We start from the raw sequence: 19965 nt of genomic DNA on the forward strand, positions 1-19965 counted from the left end.
CGGAAGTCTATGATTGCAGCGCCTGAGGTATCTTGACTTGTATCAAGCCGCCGGGAGGATCAGTGCCCCATTAGCCAGTGTTGGTGTGGTCCGGGGAGGGTCCAGAAGCCAAACAGAATAACCAGCAGACCGGCTGCAATGCGGATGCCTCGCTTGCGCATCAGGTTGCTTAACTGCTGGGCAGCCAGGCCGGTTGCAAGGAGTACGGGCAGGGTGCCCAGGCCGAAGAACAGCATCAGCAGCGCGCTATGGGCGGCATTGCCCTGACTCGCGGCCCAGAGCAGGGTGCTGTACACCAAACCGCAGGGGAGCCAGCCCCATAAACCACCCAATATGAGCGCACGTGGCAAGCTGGTTACGGGCATAAACTGGCGGGTCAATGGTTGAATGTAGCGCCACAGGCCTCTGCCAAGTGCTTCGATGCGGGTCAGTCCGCTCCACCAGCCCGCCAGATACAGCCCCATGGCAATCAGCAGCAGGGCCGCGATGACCCGTAGCGCCGTGACCAGCGGGCTGCCTGCAATAGCCCAACCCGCAAGGCCCAACAGCAGACCGGCGAGGCTATAACTGAGGATGCGGCCCAGGTTGTAGGCCAGCAACAAGCGAAGGCGCTGAGCTCGCTGCTCGGGTGGAATGGCCAGGGTCAATGCGCCCATCAGGCCGCCACACATCCCCAGACAGTGACCGCCGCCGAGAAAACCGATAATCAGTGCCGAGATCAGCAGCGGAAGCAATTCAGCCACGAGATGAGTCCTTGGGCGGCTGTTCGTCTTGGCGGGCTTCTTCTACCGCCGCCTGGTGCTTAGGGTCTTCATCATCGAACAGAATGCTGTGTGCGGGGCCGTCGAGGTCATCGTACTGGCCGCTGTCGACTGCCCAGAAGAACAGCCAGATAGCAAAAGCCACAAGTAAGATGGCGACCGGGATCAGAATGTAAAGCGCAGGCATTGGATCTCCGTAAGCTCGTAATGGCTGAATTACAGCGGGGTCATAGTATGCGCGGCCGGCTTAATGCGGGCGTACCCGCGCCAGACGCAGGGCATTGAGTACAACCAGCAATGAGCTGACAGACATACCCAGCGCTGCCCAAATGGGCGTAACCCAGCCGATGGCGGCAAAGGGTAGCACCAAGCCGTTATACAGGCTGGCCCACAGCAAGTTTTCGATGATGATGTGGCGCGTACGTTTTGCCACGCTCAGTGCCTGTACCAGGCTGCTCAGACGGTTGGACAAGAGAACGGCGTCAGCACTGGTTTTGGCCAAATCGGTGGCGCTGCCCATGGCAACGCTGATGTCAGCGGCTGCCAGTACGGGCACATCGTTAACCCCGTCGCCCAGCATCAGAACCTTACGACCCTGGCTGTGAAGCTGTTTGAGCACCTCCAGTTTTGCATCTGGGGTCAGGCCGCCACGGGCATCGTTAATGCCCAGCTGCCGAGCGACTTCCGCGACCATCGGCGAGCTGTCGCCGGAGAGCAGGAGAATCTCCCAGTTTTTGCCTTTGGCTGCCTGTATCAGCTCGGCTGCGTCCTCGCGCAGTCGGTCATCCAGCACGAACCAAGCCAGCGGCCCGCTGCCGTCGCCCAACAACAGCCATTGTCCATGCTCGCCTTGAATAGCAGGTGCGGCTGAAGCGCTGAGTGTGCAGACAAAATCGGGTTGGCCAATCCGCAGCAGGCGACCATTCACACGGCCCTCGAGGCCCAAGCCCGGATAGCTGGTAACCTCTTCGGCGGGCTGTGGTGCCTGGCCAAAAGCTTTTGCGATTGGATGCTCTGATCGGTTTTCCAAGGCTGCAGCAAGCGCCAGGCAGGTGTCGCTATCCAGTGAACTCAGCGGATGGATGGCGCTCAAGGTGAGGCGGCCTTCAGTGAGTGTGCCGGTCTTGTCCAAAACCAGCGTGTCGATGTGGTTGAGCCCTTCAAGGACGTGGCCACGCGTAAGCAGCATGCCGAGCTTGTGCAGTGAGCCGGTCGCGGTGGTGAGGGCAGTCGGCGTGGCCAGTGCCAGTGCGCACGGGCAGGTTGCTACCAGCAAAGACAGGACAATCCAGAAGGCGCGTGATGGATCAATCTGCCACCAGATGACGCCTACGACAGCTGCCACCAGCAGGACGATGATCAGGAACCATTGCGCAACCTTGTCAGCCAGCATCGCCAAGCGTGGTTTATCGCTCTGGGCACGTTCCAGCAGGCGGACGATGGCCGACAGGCGCGTCGCGTCCCCCAAGGCTTGCACTTCAACCGTCAACGGGCCTTCGACATTGAGCGTGCCTGCGGTGACAGCATCACCCGGAGTGCGCGGTTGTGGCAGGTATTCCCCGGTTAGCAGGGATTCATCAATGCTGGACTGGCCTTGCACAATCTTGCCGTCTGCCGGTAGAAGAGAGCCTGGTGGAACCAGAACCTGGTCGCCAATGTGCAACTCACTTAGCAGGATGCGCTGGCTTTGGCCCTCGGTATCCAGCCTCAGGCACGAGGCGGGTAACAGATTGACCAACTGCGCAGTGGCGGCTGCCGTACGTTCTCGCGCTCTGCGTTCGAGGTAGCGGCCAGCGAGGAGGAAGAGGGCAAACATGCCCACCGCATCAAAATACAGCTCGCCCTGGCCGGTCACGGTGGACCAGATGCCTGCAATGTAGGCACCGGCAATCGCCAGCGAGACAGAAACGTCCATGGTCAGATGGCGTGTGCGCAGGTCGCGCAGTGCGCCGCGGAAAAACTGGCCACAGCAGTAGAAGACAATCGGCGTGGTCAGAAACAGGCTGACCCAGCGCAGGATCTTGTCCAGCTCGGGGCTTAAGTCGACATTGAACTCAGGCCAAGTGGCCATCGTAGCCATCATCACCTGCATCCACAGCATGCCGGCCACACCCAGCTGGCGGATGGCGAGGCGATTTTCCTGCTGTAGCTTCTCGGCGGCGGCGTCGGCCTGCCAGGGGTGTGCGGCGTAGCCAATTTTGCGCAGTGCTTTAAGCAGGTTGCTGAGCGGTACCTGGCTGTCGCTCCAGCGCACGATCAAGCGGTGATTGGAAAGGTTCAGGCGGGCCTCTTCAACGCCCTGTATGCCTCGCAGGTGCTTCTCGATCAGCCAGCCACAGGCAGCACAGCTGATGCCCTCAATGAGCAGGCAGGTCTCGCTCAGCTCGCCCTTTTGTTCGACAAAGGGCTGCTGTACATCGTCGCGGTCGTATAGGGCCAGTTCGTCCGGCAGCACCTGAGGCAGGCTTTGCGGATTGGCGGCGGTTTCACTGCGGTGTTTGTAGTAGTGTTCCAGACCGCCACTGACAATGGCTTCAGCCACGGCCTGGCAACCGGGACAGCAGAAGTCGCGCGTTTCACCCAGGACCTGGGCATGAAAATGGCTGCCGGCGGGTACCGGCAAGCCACAGTGGTAGCAGGGGAGTGGAGTAGCCATTGCTGGATTTACTGGCCATCCCCGAGGTAGATGCTTTTCCCGCCCTCGACGCTCTCTTCTTCAAAGAGACGCCATTGTTTGCCACCTTCTTCTCCCAGCAGCTCAACAAAGCGGCGGCCTTCAACGGCATCCGTCATATTACCCATGTAGCTACCGTCGGCCTGCGGCTGCAGGATAACGCGACGATCACGCTCCGGTTGGGTTGGAGAGATCAGATTAAGCACGACTTGCTGCGGGCGACTGTTGCCGTTGAGTTGCAGCCTGGCCTGGCCCGTTTCGTTATCCAGCACGACACTGGCGGTCACTTGCAGGCGAGCCGCCAGCTGTTCACGTTCCAGAGACTGGTTGATGCCCTTACCAACGTCGTAATAGTCATCAGAAATCAGACCCGGCGGGTTCTTGCTGGCGATGGTCAACAGGGTGATTCCCTGAATCACCGAATAACCCAGCAGGGCGAGCAGGAACCAAGGCCAGAACTGCTTGTACCAAGGTTTGATAGGGCTGTTTTCAACTTCGCTCATGGGGCTCTCGTTTAGCGGACGCTGGGGCCGATAAAGCGGCTGTCGGCGTCAGAGGTAATATCGGGTGCATCCACGCCTTTCACATGGAAGGTGATTTCGTTGGCGCTGGAAGGCAGATTCTCCGGTGCGATTGAGAGTTCTACCGGGAGTGACAAAACTTCGCCAGCCTCAGCTGTAACTTCACGTTTCCCTTCGTACACCAGTCCGTCCAGGCCTTTGGCTTCGATCGCGTAGGTGACGCTGTGTTGCGCCTTGTTCATGATCTTCAGGGTGTAGACGTTCTCGATCCGGCCTTCTTCGTTTTCTCGGAACAGCACGCGGTCTTTGAGCACGTCCAGTTCAACCAGTGAACGGCTGGAAATGGCATAGGCAAACACGCACATCATGGCGATAAGGGCAATGGCATAGCCAATCAGGCGAGGGCGCACCAAGTGGGTTTTCTTGCCGGAAAGATTGTGTTCGGTGGTGTAGCTGATCAGCCCTTTGGGGTAATTCATCTTGTCCATGATGCTGTCGCAGGCATCGATACAGGCGGCACAGCCAATACACTCAATCTGCAGGCCGTCGCGGATGTCGATGCCGGTCGGGCAGACCTGCACGCAGAGTTTGCAGTCGATACAGTCGCCCAGACCTTGTGCTTTGTAATCGGCATCACGTTTGCGCGGACCACGGTTCTCACCGCGGCGCGGGTCGTAGGAAACGATCAGGGTGTCTTGGTCAAACATCACGCTCTGGAAGCGTGCGTAAGGGCACATGTAGATGCACACCTGCTCGCGCAGATAACCGGCGTTGCCGTAAGTGGCCAAGGTAAAGAAACCAACCCAGAACAGCGCCCAGCCACTGGCTTCAAGGGTCAGTAAGTCCGGGATCAGCTCGCGAATTGGGGTGAAGTAACCGACAAAGGTCACAGCGGTGGCCAGTGAGACGGCCACCCAGATGCTGTGCTTGGCCAGCTTCTTAAAGAACTTGTTCGCGCTCATCGGCGCTTTGTCCAGCTTCATGCGCTGGTTGCGGTCGCCTTCAGTGACTTTCTCTGCCCACATGAAGACCCAGGTAAATACACTTTGCGGACAGGTGTAGCCACACCACACACGCCCGGCGAATACGGTAATAAAGAACAGGCCAAAGGCGCAGATGATCAGCAGTGCGGAGAGCAGGACGAAATCCTGTGGCCAGAATGTAGAGCCAAAAATATAAAACTTACGCTCCGGCAGGTTCCACCAGACAGCCTGATGGCCACCCCAGTTGATCCAGACAGTGCCGAAGTAAAGAAGAAAGAGGGTAGCGCCACCGACCATGCGCAGGTTACGGAACAGGCCGCTGAAAGCGCGGGTGTAAATCTTTTCGCGACTGGCGTAGAGATCAACAGTCGACGAGGTGGAAGAGGCAGGTGTTACGTCTTTTACAGGAATCTGATTGCTCATCAATGCATACCACGGCGGTTGATTGGCAGCCCTGGCTGATACGTGCCGGCCTGGGTCATTTCACGGTACTACTAATATGGTACGCCTGAAAAAGCACTGCCCGGGTGCGACGCTAGGTCGCGCTCCGGGCAGTCGGGTCTTTCGGGTTAGGAAAGAGCCAGGCTTTTACTGTTCAGCTGCCTTGTGCGACAGGCTGTACACGTAGGCAGCCAGCAGGTGAACCTTATCGTTACCGAGGAAGGCTTCCTGAGCAGGCATGGCGTTGGAGCGACCGTAGCGAATGGTCTGCTGCAACTGAGCGTAGCTGCTGCCATAGATAAATGCAGCCGGGTTGGTCAGGTTAGGTGCGCCCATGGCTGCCATACCTTTACCGTCTGCACCGTGACAGGCGAAGCATACAGCTCCGAATACTTCTTTACCTTTAGCGATGTCAGCTTCGGTGCCTTCAGGCAGCTTACGGCCAGCCAGTTCGGTCAGGACGTAGGCGGCAACGTTACGTACGCCGTCTTCACCAATAACACTGGCTTGCGGAGGCATCACGCCGTGACGGCCACTGAGGATAGTGGCTTTGATCTCGGCAGTAGAGCCGCCCCAGCGCCATTCGCTGTCGGTCAGGTTCGGGAAGCCGTAGCTGCCCTTGGCATCGGAACCGTGGCAAACCGAGCAGTTGGAGGCAAACAGACGGCCACCCATTTTTAGGGCTTTCTCGTCTTTAGCCACTTCTTCGATTGGCATGGCTGCGTATTTGGCGAAGATCGGGCCATATTCAGCGTCGGCCTTCAGCATCTCTTTTTCCCACTGTGCAGCACCGGTCCAGCCGCTGTGGCGGTTGGAACCGTCGGCGATCTGGACGCTGCTGACAAACGGAGTTTTGGCTTCGTTGTCCAGGTAGTCGTAGCCCGGCAGCAGGCCTTTCCAGTTACCTAGGCCTGGGTACAGAGCCAGGTAGCCAAGTGCGAACACGATGGTGCCCACAAACAGCATGAACCACCATTTCGGCAGCGGGTTGTCATACTCTTCGATGCCATCAAAAGAATGGCCCAGAGTCTCTTCGGTTGTCTCCTGACGCTGGCCTTTACGGGTACCGAAAATCAGCCAAGTCAGGGCGAAAATGGTGCCCAGAGACAGAATGGTTACGTACCAACTCCAGAACGTGGTCATTGGTTATTGCTCCTGGAAGATTGCTCGTCACGCTCGTTGGGTTTGGGATCGTCGGCGAAGGGCAGGTTAGCGGCTTCGTCGAAGCTGGATTTACGCTTGCTGCTGTAGGCCCAGAGCACCACGCCGATAAAGGCAATGAATACAATTGCTGTGCCTATGCCACGAATAGTCCCGATATCCATCGTGCGTTACCGTTTGTTCTTGATAGAAGTTCCGAGAACCTGCAGGTACGCAACGATCGCGTCCATTTCGGTCTTGCCTTTCACCGCGTCTTTAGCACCGGCAATATCTTCGTCGGTGTAAGGAACGCCCATGCCACGCAGGACTTCCATCTTCTTGGCGGTGTATTTGCCGTCAAGCTTGTTCTCAACCAGCCATGGGTAGGCAGGCATCTTCGACTCAGGAACCACGTTGCGCGGGTTGTACAGGTGGGCGCGTTGCCACTCGTCAGAGTAGCGACCACCTACACGAGCCAGATCAGGGCCGGTACGCTTGGAGCCCCACAGGAACGGGTGATCCCAAACGCTTTCACCCGCTACGGAGTAGTGACCGTAGCGCTCAGTTTCGGCACGGAACGGGCGGATCATCTGCGAGTGGCAGCCCACACAGCCGTTGGAGATGTAAACATCACGGCCTTCCAGTTGCAGCGCGGTGTAAGGCTTGAGGCCTTCCACCGGCTCGTTAGTGACGTCCTGGAAAAACAGCGGAACGATTTGAGTCAGGCCTCCGATGCTGACGGCGATAACCATCAGCAGCGCCATCAGGCCAATATTCTTCTCAATAATTTCGTGTTTCATCAGTGCGCTACTCCGGCAGGGATCTGTGCAGCAGCTTCGTATTCAGAAGCTTTCGCGGCACGCACGGTGCGGTAGGTGTTGTAAGCCATCAGCAGCATGCCGGCGACGAAGAATGCACCGCCGAGTGCGCGGACGATAAAGCCCGGGTGGCTTGCTTCAAGGGCTTCAACGAAGGAGTAGGTGAGGGTGCCGTCTTCGTTGACTGCGCGCCACATCAAACCTTGAGTGATGCCGTTAACCCACATGGAAGCGATGTACAGAACGGTACCGATCGTTGCCAACCAGAAGTGGGCGTTGATCAGGCCAATGCTGTGCATTTGCGGACGGGCAAAGACTTTCGGGATCAGGTGATACAGCGCACCAATGGAGATCATGGCAACCCAGCCAAGCGCACCAGCGTGTACGTGACCAATGGTCCAGTCAGTGTAGTGAGACAGAGCGTTGACGGTCTTGATCGCCATCATCGGACCTTCGAAGGTCGACATGCCGTAGAAGGCCAGCGATACAACCAGGAAACGCAGGATTGGGTCGGTGCGCAGCTTATGCCATGCGCCAGACAGGCTCATCATACCGTTGATCATGCCGCCCCAGCTTGGAGCCAGCAGAATCACGGACATCGCCATGCCCAGAGACTGAGCCCAGTCCGGCAGAGCGGTGTAGTGCAGGTGGTGCGGACCAGCCCAGATGTACAGGGTGATCAGTGCCCAGAAGTGCACGATGGACAGGCGGTACGAGTAGATCGGACGCTCAGCCTGCTTCGGTACGAAGTAGTACATCATGCCCAGGAAGCCGGTGGTCAGGAAGAAGCCTACGGCGTTGTGGCCGTACCACCACTGGATCATGGCGTCGGTAGCACCTGCGTACATGGAGTACGACTTGAACAGGCTAACCGGCATTTCTGCACTGTTAACGATGTGCAGCATGGCGGTAACCAAGATGAATGCACCGTAGAACCAGTTACCTACGTAGATATGCTTGGTTTTACGCTTCATCACTGTGCCGAAGAACAGCACGGCATAAGCAATCCACACAATAGCCAGCAGGATATCAATTGGCCATTCCAGCTCGGCGTACTCTTTAGTGCTGGTGTAGCCCAGTGGCAGGGTGATAACCGCTGCAACGATAACCGCTTGCCAGCCCCAGAAGGTGAAGGCAGCCAAACCGTCGGAAATCAGGCGGGTCTGGCAGGTGCGCTGTACCACGTAGTAAGACGTGGCAAACAGGGCGCAACCACCGAACGCGAAGATTACGGCGTTAGTGTGTAGCGGACGAAGACGACCAAAGCTCGTCCATTCCAGGCCCAGGTTGAGTTCAGGCCACACAAGTTGTGCAGCGATGAACACGCCTAGACCCATGCCAATGACTCCCCAAATCACCGTCATCACGGCGAATTGGCGAACCACCTTGTAGTTATAAGCAGTCTGACTGATTGCTGTGCTCATTATGGGGTTCCACGGTTTTATGGATTTTTCAGGGGCAAAAATCGGCGGCAAGTATGGAGAAGACGCCACCTCATTGCAACGGCGCGGGCCGGCGCTATAAGGCTTTCAGGGCGCTTTTGAGCTCAGTTGGAACCTTCACGCAAGGTAGTTCTGGCAACAAAACGCAATAAAAGATTTAGCGCAAAGATGGGAATCGCCTTGAACTTGTACCGAATGGCGACTGCTGAGTAGATTAGCCCAAGTCAACGCCAGCGTCTGCAACTGGCCCTGCTGGGTGCGACCTTGCGTCGCATAAGGTTTTGCTCTGGGAGGGAGACTGGCGGCACGGGCCGCCAGTCGGTAACGCTTTTTCTGATTACTCGGGACTGTCGCTCTGGGATTTGCTCAGGCTCATGACATAGGCGGCTAGCAGGTGAACCTTGTCTTCGCCGAGGTACTGTTCCTGTGCTGGCATCTGGCCCATGCGACCATGGCGAATGGTTTGCTGGATCTGGGCCAGGCTGCTGCCGTAAATGAAGGCGCTTGGGGTGGTCAGGTCCGGTGCGCCGAGCGCAGCCATGCCTTTGCCATCAGCGCCGTGGCAGGCGAAGCAGACAGTACCGAATGCTTCTTTGCCTTTGGCGATGTCGGCTTCGGTGCCTTCCGGCAGTTGACGACCAGCCAGTTCAGTCAGCACGTAAGCAGCCACGTTGCGCACGCCGTCTTCACCGATGATTTCACCTTGCGGAGGCATCATGCCGTGACGACCGTTGAGGATGCTGGCTTTGATCTCGGCTGAAGAGCCGCCCCAGCGCCAGGAGTTGTCCGTTAGGTTCGGGAAGCCGTAGCTGCCTTTGGCGTCGGAGCCGTGACAAACCGAGCAGTAAGTGGCAAACATGCGACCACCCATTTTCAGTGCGCGCTCGTCTTTGACCACCTCTTCCAGGGGCATGGCAGCATATTTAGCGAAGATCGGGCCATACAGCTCGTTCGCCACATCCATTTCGCGCTGCCACTGCTTGTCCTGAGTCCATCCTTCTTCATAGCCTGGCAGGACGCCTTTCCAGTTGCCCAAGCCCGGGTAAAGCACCAGATAGCCGATGCTGAAAACCAGGGTGCCAATGAACAACATGAACCACCACTTTGGCAGTGGGTTGTCATATTCCTCAATGCCATCGAAGGCGTGGCCCATGGTTTCGTCGGTAGGGCTCTTGTGCACCTCGCTCTTGCGGGTGGCAAAAATCAGCCAGAACAGAGCGATAAGGGTGCCGACAGTCAGCACCGTAACGTACCAGCTCCAGAATGTGGTCATGGGGTCTTGCTCCTTGGTACAGCGTGCTTGGATTCATCGGCGAACGGCAGCATTGCGGCCTCATCGAAGGCTGGTTTGCGCTTGCTGCTGTATGCCCACAGGGTGACGCAGGTGAAAGCCAGCAGTACCAGTGCTGTACCTGCGCCGCGCAGGGTGCCGATGTCTATAAGTTCAAGGGACATAGGGACTACCTCTTGTTCTTCACCGCAGTGCCAAGCACTTGCAGGTAAGCCACAATCGCGTCCATCTCGGTCTTGCCTTTCACCGCATCTTTGGCACCGGCAATATCTTCATCGGTGTAAGGCACGCCAAGAGTGCGCAGTGCCTGCATTTTCTTCGCGGTGTCTTTGCCATCTAGGGTGCTGTCTACCAGCCATGGGTAGCCCGGCATTTTCGATTCAGGCACAACGTTGCGTGGGTTGTAGAGGTGCGCCCGTTGCCACTCATCCGAGTATCGGCCGCCTACGCGGGCCAGATCCGGGCCGGTACGCTTGGAGCCCCACAGGAACGGATGGTCCCACACGCTTTCACCTGCAACGGAGTAGTGACCGTAGCGTTCAGTCTCCGCACGGAACGGACGGATCATCTGCGAGTGGCAGCCTACGCAGCCTTCGCGGATGTAAATGTCACGGCCTTCCAGTTGCAGGGCGTTGTAGGGTTTGAGGCCTGCCACCGGCTCGTTGGTGACATCCTGGAAGAACAGCGGGACGATCTGAGTCAGGCCGCCGATGCTGACAGCCACCACCATCATCAGCGCCATCAGGCCGATGTTCTTTTCAAGAATTTCGTGTTTCATCAGTGGCTCCCCTCAATCGAAAACTGCGCAGCGGCTTCCATCTCGGCTGCCTTGGTGTTGCGTACGGTCAGCCAGACGTTCCAGGCCATCACCAGCATGCCGGCGAAGAAGATGCCGCCACCGATTACCCGGACGATAAAGCCGGGGTGGCTGGCTTCGAGTGCTTCGACGAAGGAGTAGGTGAGGGTGCCGTCTTCGTTAACGGCGCGCCACATCAGGCCCTGAGCAATGCCATTGACCCACATGGAGGCGATGTACAGAACGGTGCCGATAGTGGCCAGCCAGAAGTGCACGTTGATCAGACCGATGCTGTGCATTTCATTGCGGCCAAACACTTTAGGCAGCATGTGGTACAGCGAGCCGATGGACACCATGGCAACCCAGCCGAGAGCACCGGCGTGTACGTGGCCAATGGTCCAGTCGGTGTAGTGGGAGAGTGCGTTGACGGTCTTGATGGCCATCATCGGGCCTTCGAAGGTCGACATGCCGTAGAACGCCAGCGAAACCACCAGGAAACGCAAGATTGGGTCGGTACGCAGCTTATGCCAGGCACCGGAGAGGGTCATCATGCCGTTGATCATGCCGCCCCAGCTCGGAGCCAGCAGAATCAGGGACATGATCATGCCCAGGGATTGAGCCCAGTCCGGCAGCGCGGTGTAGTGCAGGTGGTGAGGACCGGCCCAGATGTAAACGGCGATCAGCGCCCAGAAGTGCACGATGGACAGACGATAGGAATAAACCGGGCGACCGGCCTGCTTAGGCACGAAGTAATACATCATGCCCAGAAAGCCCGCGGTCAGGAAGAAACCCACGGCGTTGTGACCGTACCACCACTGGATCATCGCATCCGTTGCGCCTGCATACAGTGAGTAGGACTTGGTCAGAGTGACTGGGATTTCCAGGTTGTTGACCACATGCAGCAGAGCGACGGTGATGATGAAGCCACCGAAGAACCAGTTGCCGACATAGATGTGGCTGACGTTACGCTTAATGACCGTGCCGAAGAACACGATGGCGTAGCTGACCCAGACGATGGTGATCAGAATGTCGATCGGCCACTCCAGCTCTGCGTACTCCTTGGAGGAGGTCCAGCCCAGAGGCAGACTGATAGCGGCCAGAAGAATCACCAGTTGCCAGCCCCAGAAGGTGAAGGCAGCCAGTTTTGGCGCAAACAGTGTGGTTTGTGATGTCCGCTGTACAGCGTAATAGCTGGTAGCGAACAGGGCACAGCCGCCGAAGGCGAAGATCACCGCGTTAGTGTGCAGCGGGCGCAGGCGTCCGAAGCTGGTCCACGGCAGGTTAAAGTTAAGCTCTGGCCAGGCCAGTTGCGCGGCGATAAAAACGCCGAGCCCCATCCCGACAATGCCCCACACCACCGTCATGATGGCAAATTGGCGCACCACCTTGTAGTTGTAGGCGGAACTGCTGGTTGTGTTCATGTCTGGGCTTCCATCCACGGTTATAGGCAGATCAACAGAAAATCCGCAGACGCATACCTGTAGGATGGGCATACGTCACAGATTCTTTTTAGCGAGGTAAGCATGAGTAATGGGCATGAGGGAGTTATTGACAGGGATCAATACACCCACGCACAGGCCGATGGCGGCTGGCTCAGGGATTTGCCACAGGGACCGGTTAAAGCCACGCTGATTCTCGCCCACGGTGCCGGTGCGCCCATGGATAGTGAGTTCATGAGCGTAATGGCACGAGGCCTTACGGCATGCGGTATTGAGGTAATTCGCTTTGAGTTTGCTTATATGGCTGCGCGCCGTGTCGACGGTAAAAAACGCCCACCGAATCCGCAGGCTCAACTACTTCAGCAGTGGCGAGATGTGTACGCCCAGGTGCGCCAACAAGTCGCAGGTCCGCTGGCAATAGGTGGTAAATCCATGGGCGGAAGAATGGCCAGTCTTCTGGCTGATGAGCTGGGGGCGGATGCGCTGGTCTGTCTGGGGTATCCGTTCTACGCCGTTGGCAAACCGGAAAAACCAAGAGTGGCCCACCTGGCTGAATTGAAAACCCGGACGCTGATTATTCAGGGCGAGCGAGATGCGCTGGGTAACCGGGAGGCTGTAGCGGCTTATGAGTTGTCACCGGCGATTCGCCTGCATTGGCTTGCCGCTGCTGACCATGACCTGAAACCGCTGAAAAGCTCAGGTTTTACTCATCCGCAGCATCTTGAGACAGCCGCACAGACGGTGGCTTCATTCCTGTCGATTTAGCACGCCGGTGGATATTCCTACTAAAACACTCCGGCTTTCGCCGCGCGAGCGTGTGGCGTACACTGCGCAGCATGATTGCGAGGAGTTGCCATGAGCACTATTACCATCACTGACGCGGCCCATGATTATCTGGCAGATCTGCTGAGCAAGCAGAATACCCCCGGCATTGGCATTCGTGTTTTTATCACCCAACCCGGCACCCAATACGCTGAGACCTGCATTGCCTACTGCAAACCAGGTGAGCAGAAGCCTGAAGACACCGCGTTGGGTTTGGCTAGCTTCACTGCCTGGATCGATGCAGTCAGCGAGCCCTTCCTGGAGGATGCAGTCGTCGATTATGCAACTGACCGCATGGGCGGCCAGCTGACTATCAAGGCGCCTAACGCCAAAGTGCCGATGGTCAATGAAGACAGCCCGATCAACGAGCGCATCAACTACTACCTGCAAACTGAGATCAACCCGGGCCTGGCTAACCATGGCGGCGAGGTCAGCCTGATTGATGTGGTTGACGACGGTATTGCCGTGCTGAAGTTCGGTGGCGGCTGCCAGGGTTGCGGTCAGGTCGATCTGACGCTTAAAGAAGGGATCGAGAAGACCCTGATTGAGCGTATTCCTGAGCTGAAGGGCGTAAGGGACGTAACTGACCATAGCCAGAAAGAAAACGCCTACTACTAAGGCGCAGGTTGTTAGGCGGTAGCCCAAACGGCTTCAGATCACGCAGTGACTGAAGCCGTTTTTATTTGGAGTGGGGGCTGTTGTGATCAGGGCTTGGCTGATTTGAACTGGTGTTTCTTGCTCAGCTCGGCAGCGCGGGCGCGTAACTGACCGCAGCCACCGTCGATATCCTGCCCTGCCGAGTTGCGAACTTTGGTCAGTACGCCGCGACTGTGCAGATAGCGGACGATCTGGATGATGCGATCGCCATCTGGGCGGTCGAATTCATCGTCCTCAAGGCTGTTGTAGGGAATCACATTCATGATTGCGTACTTGCCTTTAAGCAGACGCAGAATGCCGTCCATTTCTTCCTGACTGTCGTTGATGCCTTTGAGCAGGGTCCATTGATACTGAATGGGGTAGTCAATCAGCCGGGCGTAGCGTTCGCCGAGTTCCACTAGCTCTTCAGGATCAATACGCGGTGCTCGGGGCAGCAACTGCTGCCGCAGCTCGGCGTTGGTGGTGTGCAGTGAGAGCGCCAGCGCCGGTTTGATTTTTTGCTGCGGAAGGCGTTCGAATACGCGCGGATCGCCTACAGTAGAAAACACTAGGTTACGTTGGCCAATGCCACCTTCGGTTGCCAGCAGGTCAATGGCATCCAGCACGTTATCAAGGTTATGGGCGGGCTCGCCCATGCCCATAAACACCACTTTTTTGACGGGGCGGAAGCGTCGGGCCAAAGCAACCTGGGCAACGATTTCAGCAGTGCTGAGCTGTCGTAGCAGGCCGCTTTTACCCGTCATGCAGAAGACGCAGCCCACCGCGCAGCCCACCTGGCTGGAGACGCACAGCCCATCGCGGGGCAGCAGGACACTTTCCACCATCTGTTTATCGGCCAGCTCCACCAGCAGGCGTGCCGAGCCATCCGCACCGGGATGTTCGGATGCAAGACGAGCCAGGCCATCAAGCTTGGCAGTCAGTTGCGGGATGGCTTCACGGACCGGCAATGGCAGGAAGTTTTCGGTTTTCTGATTACGCGTACCGGTGTCCAGCGGCACACCACGCAGCCAGCAGCGGGTAATCCGGCCGATATGCATGGGTTTGGCACCGAGATCGGTAAGGCGTTGATGAAATTCGTGTATATGCATGGGGCGCGCATGCTATCACCGGTGCAGAGTAAACGGCAGCTGGGTGACGGCAGAGAAGCCTGCTGCACGTGCTATCATCCCGGCTTTGTTGTGCTAGCTGGCCGAGATCCCCGATGAAATTCATACACCAACGCGAACACCTGAACGAAGACGATGTGGTTGTCATCGAGTGCTCGCAGACCTGCAATATCCGCCTGATGAATGATGCGAACTTCCGCAGCTTCAAAAATGGTGGCCGGCATACCTATCACGGCGGTGCATTCGACAAGTTCCCGGCCAAGATCACCGTACCAAGCAGCGGCTTTTGGAATATCACCATCGATACGGTGTCGCGCCGCGCCATCAGCGTGACACGCAAGCCGACGTTCAAGCATTCAATCCGCTTTATCCGCCGTTCGCCGTCCTCACTGCGCTGAGTTAAGTTGCTTGCAAAGCCCGCTCTCTAGCGGGCTTTTTGTTGTCCCTGTTCATGAGTTGGGCGCACCACCAGCCATAGCGCCATACAGATCAGCGAACCACCATACAGGTAGCTCCAGGACAGCGGCTCATTCAGCAACAACGCGCCCCATAGCACGCCGAATACCGGGATCAGAAAGGTCGTTGTCGAGGCTTTGACAGGGCCAATGTCGCTGAGCAGGCGGAAATACAAAACGTAGGCAAACGCAGTGCAAATCAGCCCCAAAGCGGCCAGCGGCAGCCAGATATCCCAGCCTGTCCAGCGAACAGGTGCATCTACGGTGGTGCCGATCAGCATCAATGGCAGGAGCATCAGGCTGGCTGCGCTCAGGCTGGCAAATGCTGCCAGGCGATTGTCGATACCGCCATGGACAGCGAGCCAGCGGCGGGTGAGAAACCCGGCAAAGCCATAGCTGGCGGTTGAGACCAAGCAGGCCAAAGCGCCGAGCAGTAGGTTGGCGTCGAACGTCGCTGGCCCGGTTTGCGTCAGCACTGCAACTCCAAACAGCCCTAGTGCAACGCCAGCAGCCTTGCTTACGGTGACCTTCTCGGCAAAGAACAGCATGCCGATCAATACTCCCATCATGGGCGTCGTAGCATTGAAAATCGCCGAATAGCCGGCAGGTAAAACCAGTGCAGCCAGGCAATACATGGCCGATGGCAGCCCGGCATTGATTAGCCCGAGCATCAGGCAGTGTTTGAGTCTGCCGTTGAAATTCCACTGCACCCTAAGCGCCAGGAGCACTGCTAGCAGGCCTAGCATGCCGATGGCTGATCGGAAAAACGCGGTGGGCATGCTGCCCAGCAGCGGTGCGACCATGCGCATAAACAGGAAGCTGGCACCCCAAATGGCGGCGAGCAGCAGAAGACGAGCTAAATCAGTAACGCGCACAGCAGGCTCCGGCAAAAGGGCGGCAGTGTTGCCGTCTTGAGTGTTTGGTGCAATCCCAGTTGTCAGAACGTGCAGTCAGGCCACGGACTGGCTTGCGAACAAGCAAGGTCTTTAACTTGGTACAGGCTACCGATAAGCTCAGGGATCCATGCATCCTCAGCAGGAGGTTCTATGCAGCAGTGGCCGGCCGGTGCAATCGCAGCGTTGATCCTGGAAGGGTTTGACAGCTATCGCGAGCAGTTCAGGCAAATCACCAATGGCGCGCGGGTACGTTTTGAGCAGGCCCAGTGGCAGGAGATTCAGAAGGCTGCTGCCGCACGGATTGCGCTGTATGAGCAAAGCGTATCTGTGGTGATAAGTCAGTTGAGGGATGCGTATGAGGATGAGGTTCTGCTTAATGTCATGCAGTGGCCGTTGGTTAAATCGGCCTACATCAAGCTGATAGATACACGTTTTGACGATGAGCTGGCTGAGACTTGGTACAACTCGATCTTTTGCGGCCTGTTCAGCCATGACGAAATCAACGATGGCTGCATGTTCATCCATACCACTCGGCCTGCCTTGCGGGTGAACGCAAGGGCTGCGCAAACGCGCACCTATCAGCCTAATGGCGATATGCAGCAGGCGCTGCGCGCAATATTTGACGATTACAAGTTTGAAGTGGGCTACGAAGATATCGAGCGTGATATCGCACGCCTATTGAAACAGGTTAACGAGAGCCTGCCCGATTGGGTATGCAAAGACCCTGAGTTGCGCATTGAGCTCTATGAGTCACGCCTGTACCGCAATAAGGGGGCGTATTTGGTAGGGCGGATATATACCTGCGATGAGCAGTGGCCGCTGGTTATTCCGTTATTGCACCGCGAAGGCAAAGGTATTCAGGTCGATGCACTGATTACCGATGAAGCAGAAGTCTCCATTATCTTCTCTTTTACCCGTTCATACTTCATGGTGAGGGTTGGCTATCCAGCCGAGTTTATTGGTTTTCTGCGGCGTATTTTGCCGGGCAAGCATGTTGCTGAGCTCTATACCTCAATCGGCTTTTATAAGCATGGCAAGTCAGAATTTTACCGAGCGTTGATCAACCATCTGGCGACCACGGACGATAAGTTTGTAATGGCTCCGGGCGTGCGTGGCATGGTCATGAGTGTATTCACTTTGCCGGGATTCAATACCGTATTCAAAATTATCAAGGACCGTTTCTCGCCCTCTAAAAGTGTTGACCGCAACACCGTGATAGAGAAATACCGTCTGGTGAAATCGGTCGACCGGGTTGGGCGAATGGCGGATACCCAAGAGTTTGCAGACTTTCGTTTTCCGCTGAGTAAGTTTGATCCGGAGTGCTTGGCAGAGCTGCTGGAAGTTGCGCCCTCGACAGTAGAGGTTGAAGGCGAAACTGTTTTGGTGCGGCACTGCTGGACAGAGCGCCGCATGGTTCCGCTGAACCTGTATGTGGACAGTGCCAGTGAGGCCCAGGTGCGTGAGGCGCTGGACGATTATGGCTTGGCCATCAAGCAGTTGGCGGCGGCCAATATCTTTCCTGGCGATATGCTGCTGAAGAACTTTGGGGTTACCCGACATGGTCGCGTGGTGTTCTACGACTACGACGAAATTTGTTTTCTGACAGAAGTAAATTTTCGCCACATTCCGCCGCCGCGTTATCCGGAGGATGAGATGTCATCCGAGCCTTGGTATGCGGTTGCCCCAAACGATGTATTCCCGGAAGAGTTTCCACCATTTTTGTTTGCCGATATCAAACAGCGTCGCCTGTTTTCATCGCTGCATGGGGAGTTGTTTGATGCTGATTACTGGAAAAGCCTGCAAGAGGCTATTCGTGCGGGCAAAGTGATTGATGTATTTCCCTACCGCCGAAAAGACGAGGCGGATGCAGAAATTTAAATCGCGAACAGACTAAGCGAGCTCACTGCACTTAAGTTGGGGAGTTAGCGCGTTAATAGTGACTTTCTGAGTGTTCACAGATCGATTTGCTACTGCTTTTGTGTGGTTTTCTGCGGATCATCAGCAGGCTCAGGCAAATGGTTTTAAATCGTTTTGTAAGCTATTGAGTCGTTTGTTAACAAGTTACTACACGGAATTTCCCACCCAGTTTGCACTGTTGTGCTAGACCTAATAGAGCAGTTACTTAAACCGCTCTTACAGGTCAGATTAGATGCGCCAGAATCTTCCGGTAACACAACAAGAAAGAACCTTTTCTGAGCATGAGCGACTGATTTCAACGACAGATCTGAACAGCAAAATCACGTATTGCAACGATGCATTTGTGGCAATCAGTGGTTTTACCCGCGAAGAGTTGATTGGACAGCCGCATAATCTGGTACGTCATCCAGATATGCCACCTGCTGTGTTTGGTCACATGTGGGATGTGATTAAGCAGGGAAAGCCGTGGATGGGAATTGTTAAAAACCGTTCAAAAAACGGCGACTTTTATTGGGTCAGTGCGTACGTCACGCCGATTTATGAAAACGGCCAGATATCCGGCTATGAGTCGGTGCGTTCCTTGCCTACACGTGAGCAGAAGCAGCGCGCAGAGCAGCTTTATGCGCGGCTGAGGGCTGGCAAGCCGGCGATATCTGCGATGGAAACCTGGACGCGTGGGCTACTTGAGGCTTGGCCGGTCATCGTCGCGGCACTGCTGTTGGTAGGCGCGCATTTTGCTTTCACTGGGGCGCTGTTCTGGGTCGCAGCGTCCGTTGTGATGTTCGGCCTGGGTGTTTACCAGCACTATGTTCGCCAGGCGCGCATCCGTCAGACGCTGGCCGAGCACCCGAAAGCTTTTACCAGCCCGCTGGTGGCGCTGACATACACCGACAGTCGTGGTGCCCAGGCCTTGCTGGATCTGGCCATGATTAGTGAAGACGCACGCTTGCAGACAGCGCTGACGCGTATTGAGGACGCCGGCGTTAACGTGAAGAAACACGCCACGCGCTCTGCGGAGCTGTCTAGCGCCGGAGCGGCCATGCTGGATCAGCAGCGGATGGAAACCGATCAATCTGCCACAGCGATCAACCAGATGGCGGCGACCATTCAGGAGGTGACGCACAACGTGCAAAACACCTCCCATGCTGCTGAAGAGGCAGATGACTTGGCCAAACAGGGCCTGCAGTTGGCCAGTGGCAGTCTCAGTTCGATGCATCACCTGGCTGATGCGGTTGAGGAAATTGGTCTGGCGGTGAATGAGCTGGCCAACTCGACACAATCGATTGGCAGCGTGGCGGATGTGATTACCTCAATCGCCGAACAAACCAATTTGCTCGCCCTTAACGCGGCCATTGAAGCGGCCCGTGCCGGTGAGCAAGGCCGCGGTTTCGCTGTGGTGGCAGATGAGGTGCGTTCGTTGGCTTCACGCACCCGCGAGTCTACTGAGCAGATTCATCAGATCATCTCTGCTTTGCGCGCCGGCGCTGACCGAGCGGTGGTGACTGCACAGAAGGGAGCGGAAATCTCCAAGGAAAGTGTGGGCAGTGTGGAGTCTGTGCGCTCGGCGCTGGATGGCATCAGTCAGGCGGTTAGCCGTATTTCCAGCATGAGCCAGCAGATGGCGGCGGCGTCTGAGGAGCAGAGCCATGTCGCGGAAGACATCAGCCGCCAGATCACGCAGATTGCCCAACTCTCCGACCGCAGTGCGGATCAGGCTCATCAGGGCGCAACCATCGGTCGTGAGTTGGAGGCGATGGCGGACTATCTGCACAGCCTGGCGGAGCGTTTCAACCGCTAAAGATGGGC

Annotated in this window: 19 protein-coding genes and 2 pseudogenes; 6 read left to right on the forward strand and 15 right to left on the reverse strand. The window is 56.8% G+C overall.

Translation table 11 applies throughout. The annotated features are described in order from the left end of the window. Nucleotides 1–59: 59 nt before the first annotated feature. The 13 genes from AO726_RS14580 to ccoN (AO726_RS14640) all read right to left on the reverse strand — a co-directional run bounded on the left by AO726_RS14580 (nt 60) and on the right by ccoN (AO726_RS14640) (nt 12288). Complete coding sequence (locus AO726_RS14580; protein ID WP_058068774.1) at nt 60–743, reverse strand: sulfite exporter TauE/SafE family protein; 684 nt, start codon at nt 741–743, stop codon at nt 60–62. Continuing rightward, nucleotides 736–948: a cbb3-type cytochrome oxidase assembly protein CcoS gene (ccoS, locus tag AO726_RS14585; RefSeq protein ID WP_058068775.1), complete on the reverse strand. Its 213-nt coding sequence runs from the start codon at nt 946–948 to the stop codon at nt 736–738. Before ccoS ends, AO726_RS14580 begins: the two co-directional genes overlap by 8 nt. A 60-nt stretch (nt 949–1008) precedes the next feature. Next, the gene (locus tag AO726_RS14590) at nt 1009–3417 is read right to left on the reverse strand and encodes a heavy metal translocating P-type ATPase (RefSeq protein ID WP_058068776.1); all 2409 of its coding nucleotides are present in this window, start codon (nt 3415–3417) and stop codon (nt 1009–1011) included. 8 nt (nt 3418–3425) lie between these two features. Further along, a complete protein-coding gene (locus AO726_RS14595; RefSeq protein ID WP_058068777.1) occupies nt 3426–3938 on the reverse strand; it encodes a FixH family protein in 513 nt (170 codons plus the stop codon). 11 nt (nt 3939–3949) lie between these two features. Continuing rightward, entirely contained in the window at nt 3950–5362 is a 1413-nt protein-coding gene (gene ccoG / locus AO726_RS14600) for a cytochrome c oxidase accessory protein CcoG (RefSeq protein ID WP_058068778.1), read from the reverse strand. A gap of 165 nt (nt 5363–5527) precedes the next feature. After that, complete coding sequence (ccoP, locus tag AO726_RS14605) at nt 5528–6523, reverse strand: cytochrome-c oxidase, cbb3-type subunit III (protein ID WP_058068779.1); 996 nt, start codon at nt 6521–6523, stop codon at nt 5528–5530. After that, a complete protein-coding gene (locus tag AO726_RS14610) occupies nt 6520–6705 on the reverse strand; it encodes a CcoQ/FixQ family Cbb3-type cytochrome c oxidase assembly chaperone (protein ID WP_058068780.1) in 186 nt (61 codons plus the stop codon). The genes ccoP (AO726_RS14605) and AO726_RS14610 overlap by 4 nt, the downstream gene beginning before the upstream one ends. A 6-nt stretch (nt 6706–6711) precedes the next feature. Further along, nucleotides 6712–7320: a cytochrome-c oxidase, cbb3-type subunit II gene (gene ccoO / locus AO726_RS14615; RefSeq protein WP_058068781.1), complete on the reverse strand. Its 609-nt coding sequence runs from the start codon at nt 7318–7320 to the stop codon at nt 6712–6714. Then, complete coding sequence (ccoN, locus tag AO726_RS14620) at nt 7320–8762, reverse strand: cytochrome-c oxidase, cbb3-type subunit I (RefSeq protein WP_058068782.1); 1443 nt, start codon at nt 8760–8762, stop codon at nt 7320–7322. Before ccoN (AO726_RS14620) ends, ccoO (AO726_RS14615) begins: the two co-directional genes overlap by 1 nt. 355 nt (nt 8763–9117) lie before the next feature. After that, a complete protein-coding gene (gene ccoP, locus AO726_RS14625; protein WP_058068783.1) occupies nt 9118–10053 on the reverse strand; it encodes a cytochrome-c oxidase, cbb3-type subunit III in 936 nt (311 codons plus the stop codon). After that, nucleotides 10050–10235 carry a cbb3-type cytochrome oxidase subunit 3 gene (locus AO726_RS14630; RefSeq protein ID WP_177330555.1) on the reverse strand — a complete coding sequence of 62 codons (186 nt, stop codon included), beginning with the start codon at nt 10233–10235 and terminating at the stop codon, nt 10050–10052. Before AO726_RS14630 ends, ccoP (AO726_RS14625) begins: the two co-directional genes overlap by 4 nt. Before the next feature lie 5 nt (nt 10236–10240). Beyond that, the gene (gene ccoO, locus AO726_RS14635; protein ID WP_058068784.1) at nt 10241–10849 is read right to left on the reverse strand and encodes a cytochrome-c oxidase, cbb3-type subunit II; all 609 of its coding nucleotides are present in this window, start codon (nt 10847–10849) and stop codon (nt 10241–10243) included. Then, nucleotides 10849–12288, reverse strand: coding sequence for a cytochrome-c oxidase, cbb3-type subunit I (gene ccoN / locus AO726_RS14640; RefSeq protein ID WP_058068785.1), 1440 nt, complete (start codon nt 12286–12288; stop codon nt 10849–10851). The genes ccoO (AO726_RS14635) and ccoN (AO726_RS14640) overlap by 1 nt, the downstream gene beginning before the upstream one ends. Before the next feature lie 102 nt (nt 12289–12390). Here ccoN (AO726_RS14640) and AO726_RS14645 point away from each other — a divergent pair, with 102 nt between their 5' ends. Both AO726_RS14645 and nfuA read left to right on the forward strand, forming a co-directional pair. After that, nucleotides 12391–13071, forward strand: a complete 681-nt coding sequence (locus tag AO726_RS14645; RefSeq protein WP_058068786.1) for an alpha/beta family hydrolase — start codon at nt 12391–12393, stop codon at nt 13069–13071. Between the two features lie 90 nt (nt 13072–13161). Continuing rightward, entirely contained in the window at nt 13162–13746 is a 585-nt protein-coding gene (gene nfuA, locus AO726_RS14650; RefSeq protein WP_058068787.1) for a Fe-S biogenesis protein NfuA, read from the forward strand. Between the two features lie 86 nt (nt 13747–13832). On the opposite strand, the gene AO726_RS14655 is transcribed toward nfuA, so the two are convergent. Beyond that, nucleotides 13833–14873 carry an RNA methyltransferase gene (locus AO726_RS14655; protein ID WP_058068788.1) on the reverse strand — a complete coding sequence of 347 codons (1041 nt, stop codon included), beginning with the start codon at nt 14871–14873 and terminating at the stop codon, nt 13833–13835. 113 nt (nt 14874–14986) lie between these two features. On the opposite strand from AO726_RS14655, the gene AO726_RS14660 reads away from it, so the two are divergent. Next, nucleotides 14987–15289, forward strand: a complete 303-nt coding sequence (locus AO726_RS14660; RefSeq protein WP_058068789.1) for a DUF1883 domain-containing protein — start codon at nt 14987–14989, stop codon at nt 15287–15289. A gap of 26 nt (nt 15290–15315) precedes the next feature. Here AO726_RS14660 and AO726_RS14665 read toward each other — a convergent pair whose 3' ends face one another. After that, a complete protein-coding gene (locus AO726_RS14665) occupies nt 15316–16221 on the reverse strand; it encodes a DMT family transporter (RefSeq protein WP_058068790.1) in 906 nt (301 codons plus the stop codon). A 171-nt stretch (nt 16222–16392) separates the two neighbouring features. On the opposite strand from AO726_RS14665, the gene aceK reads away from it, so the two are divergent. The 3 genes and pseudogenes from aceK to AO726_RS21630 form a co-directional block, all read left to right on the forward strand. Next, nucleotides 16393–18120, forward strand: a complete 1728-nt coding sequence (gene aceK, locus AO726_RS14670; protein ID WP_058068791.1) for a bifunctional isocitrate dehydrogenase kinase/phosphatase — start codon at nt 16393–16395, stop codon at nt 18118–18120. 271 nt (nt 18121–18391) lie between these two features. Continuing rightward, nucleotides 18392–18673: pseudogene (locus AO726_RS21625) on the forward strand (PAS domain-containing protein); the annotation flags it as partial. 321 nt (nt 18674–18994) lie between these two features. Further along, nucleotides 18995–19957 (forward strand): annotated as a pseudogene (locus AO726_RS21630) (methyl-accepting chemotaxis protein); the annotation flags it as partial. Nucleotides 19958–19965 lie beyond the last annotated feature (8 nt).

The sequence above is a fragment of the Pseudomonas sp. TTU2014-080ASC genome (assembly GCF_001446935.1).
GTDB lineage: Bacteria > Pseudomonadota > Gammaproteobacteria > Pseudomonadales > Pseudomonadaceae > Aquipseudomonas.

Bases quoted from the DNA above. Each gene is read 5' to 3' on its own strand.
- ccoS (WP_058068775.1), bottom strand. From the start codon at position 948: ATGCCTGCGCTTTACATTCTGATCCCGGTCGCCATCTTACTTGTGGCT.
- AO726_RS14590 (WP_058068776.1), bottom strand. From the start codon at position 3,417: ATGGCTACTCCACTCCCCTGCTACCACTGTGGCTTGCCGGTACCCGCC.
- AO726_RS14595 (WP_058068777.1), bottom strand. From the start codon at position 3,938: ATGAGCGAAGTTGAAAACAGCCCTATCAAACCTTGGTACAAGCAGTTC.
- ccoG (WP_058068778.1), bottom strand. From the start codon at position 5,362: ATGAGCAATCAGATTCCTGTAAAAGACGTAACACCTGCCTCTTCCACC.
- ccoP (WP_058068779.1), bottom strand. From the start codon at position 6,523: ATGACCACGTTCTGGAGTTGGTACGTAACCATTCTGTCTCTGGGCACC.
- AO726_RS14610 (WP_058068780.1), bottom strand. From the start codon at position 6,705: ATGGATATCGGGACTATTCGTGGCATAGGCACAGCAATTGTATTCATT.
- ccoO (WP_058068781.1), bottom strand. From the start codon at position 7,320: ATGAAACACGAAATTATTGAGAAGAATATTGGCCTGATGGCGCTGCTG.
- ccoN (WP_058068782.1), bottom strand. From the start codon at position 8,762: ATGAGCACAGCAATCAGTCAGACTGCTTATAACTACAAGGTGGTTCGC.
- ccoP (WP_058068783.1), bottom strand. From the start codon at position 10,053: ATGACCACATTCTGGAGCTGGTACGTTACGGTGCTGACTGTCGGCACC.
- AO726_RS14630 (WP_177330555.1), bottom strand. From the start codon at position 10,235: ATGTCCCTTGAACTTATAGACATCGGCACCCTGCGCGGCGCAGGTACA.
- ccoO (WP_058068784.1), bottom strand. From the start codon at position 10,849: ATGAAACACGAAATTCTTGAAAAGAACATCGGCCTGATGGCGCTGATG.
- ccoN (WP_058068785.1), bottom strand. From the start codon at position 12,288: ATGAACACAACCAGCAGTTCCGCCTACAACTACAAGGTGGTGCGCCAA.
- AO726_RS14645 (WP_058068786.1), top strand. From the start codon at position 12,391: ATGAGTAATGGGCATGAGGGAGTTATTGACAGGGATCAATACACCCAC.
- nfuA (WP_058068787.1), top strand. From the start codon at position 13,162: ATGAGCACTATTACCATCACTGACGCGGCCCATGATTATCTGGCAGAT.
- AO726_RS14655 (WP_058068788.1), bottom strand. From the start codon at position 14,873: ATGCATATACACGAATTTCATCAACGCCTTACCGATCTCGGTGCCAAA.
- AO726_RS14660 (WP_058068789.1), top strand. From the start codon at position 14,987: ATGAAATTCATACACCAACGCGAACACCTGAACGAAGACGATGTGGTT.
- aceK (WP_058068791.1), top strand. From the start codon at position 16,393: ATGCAGCAGTGGCCGGCCGGTGCAATCGCAGCGTTGATCCTGGAAGGG.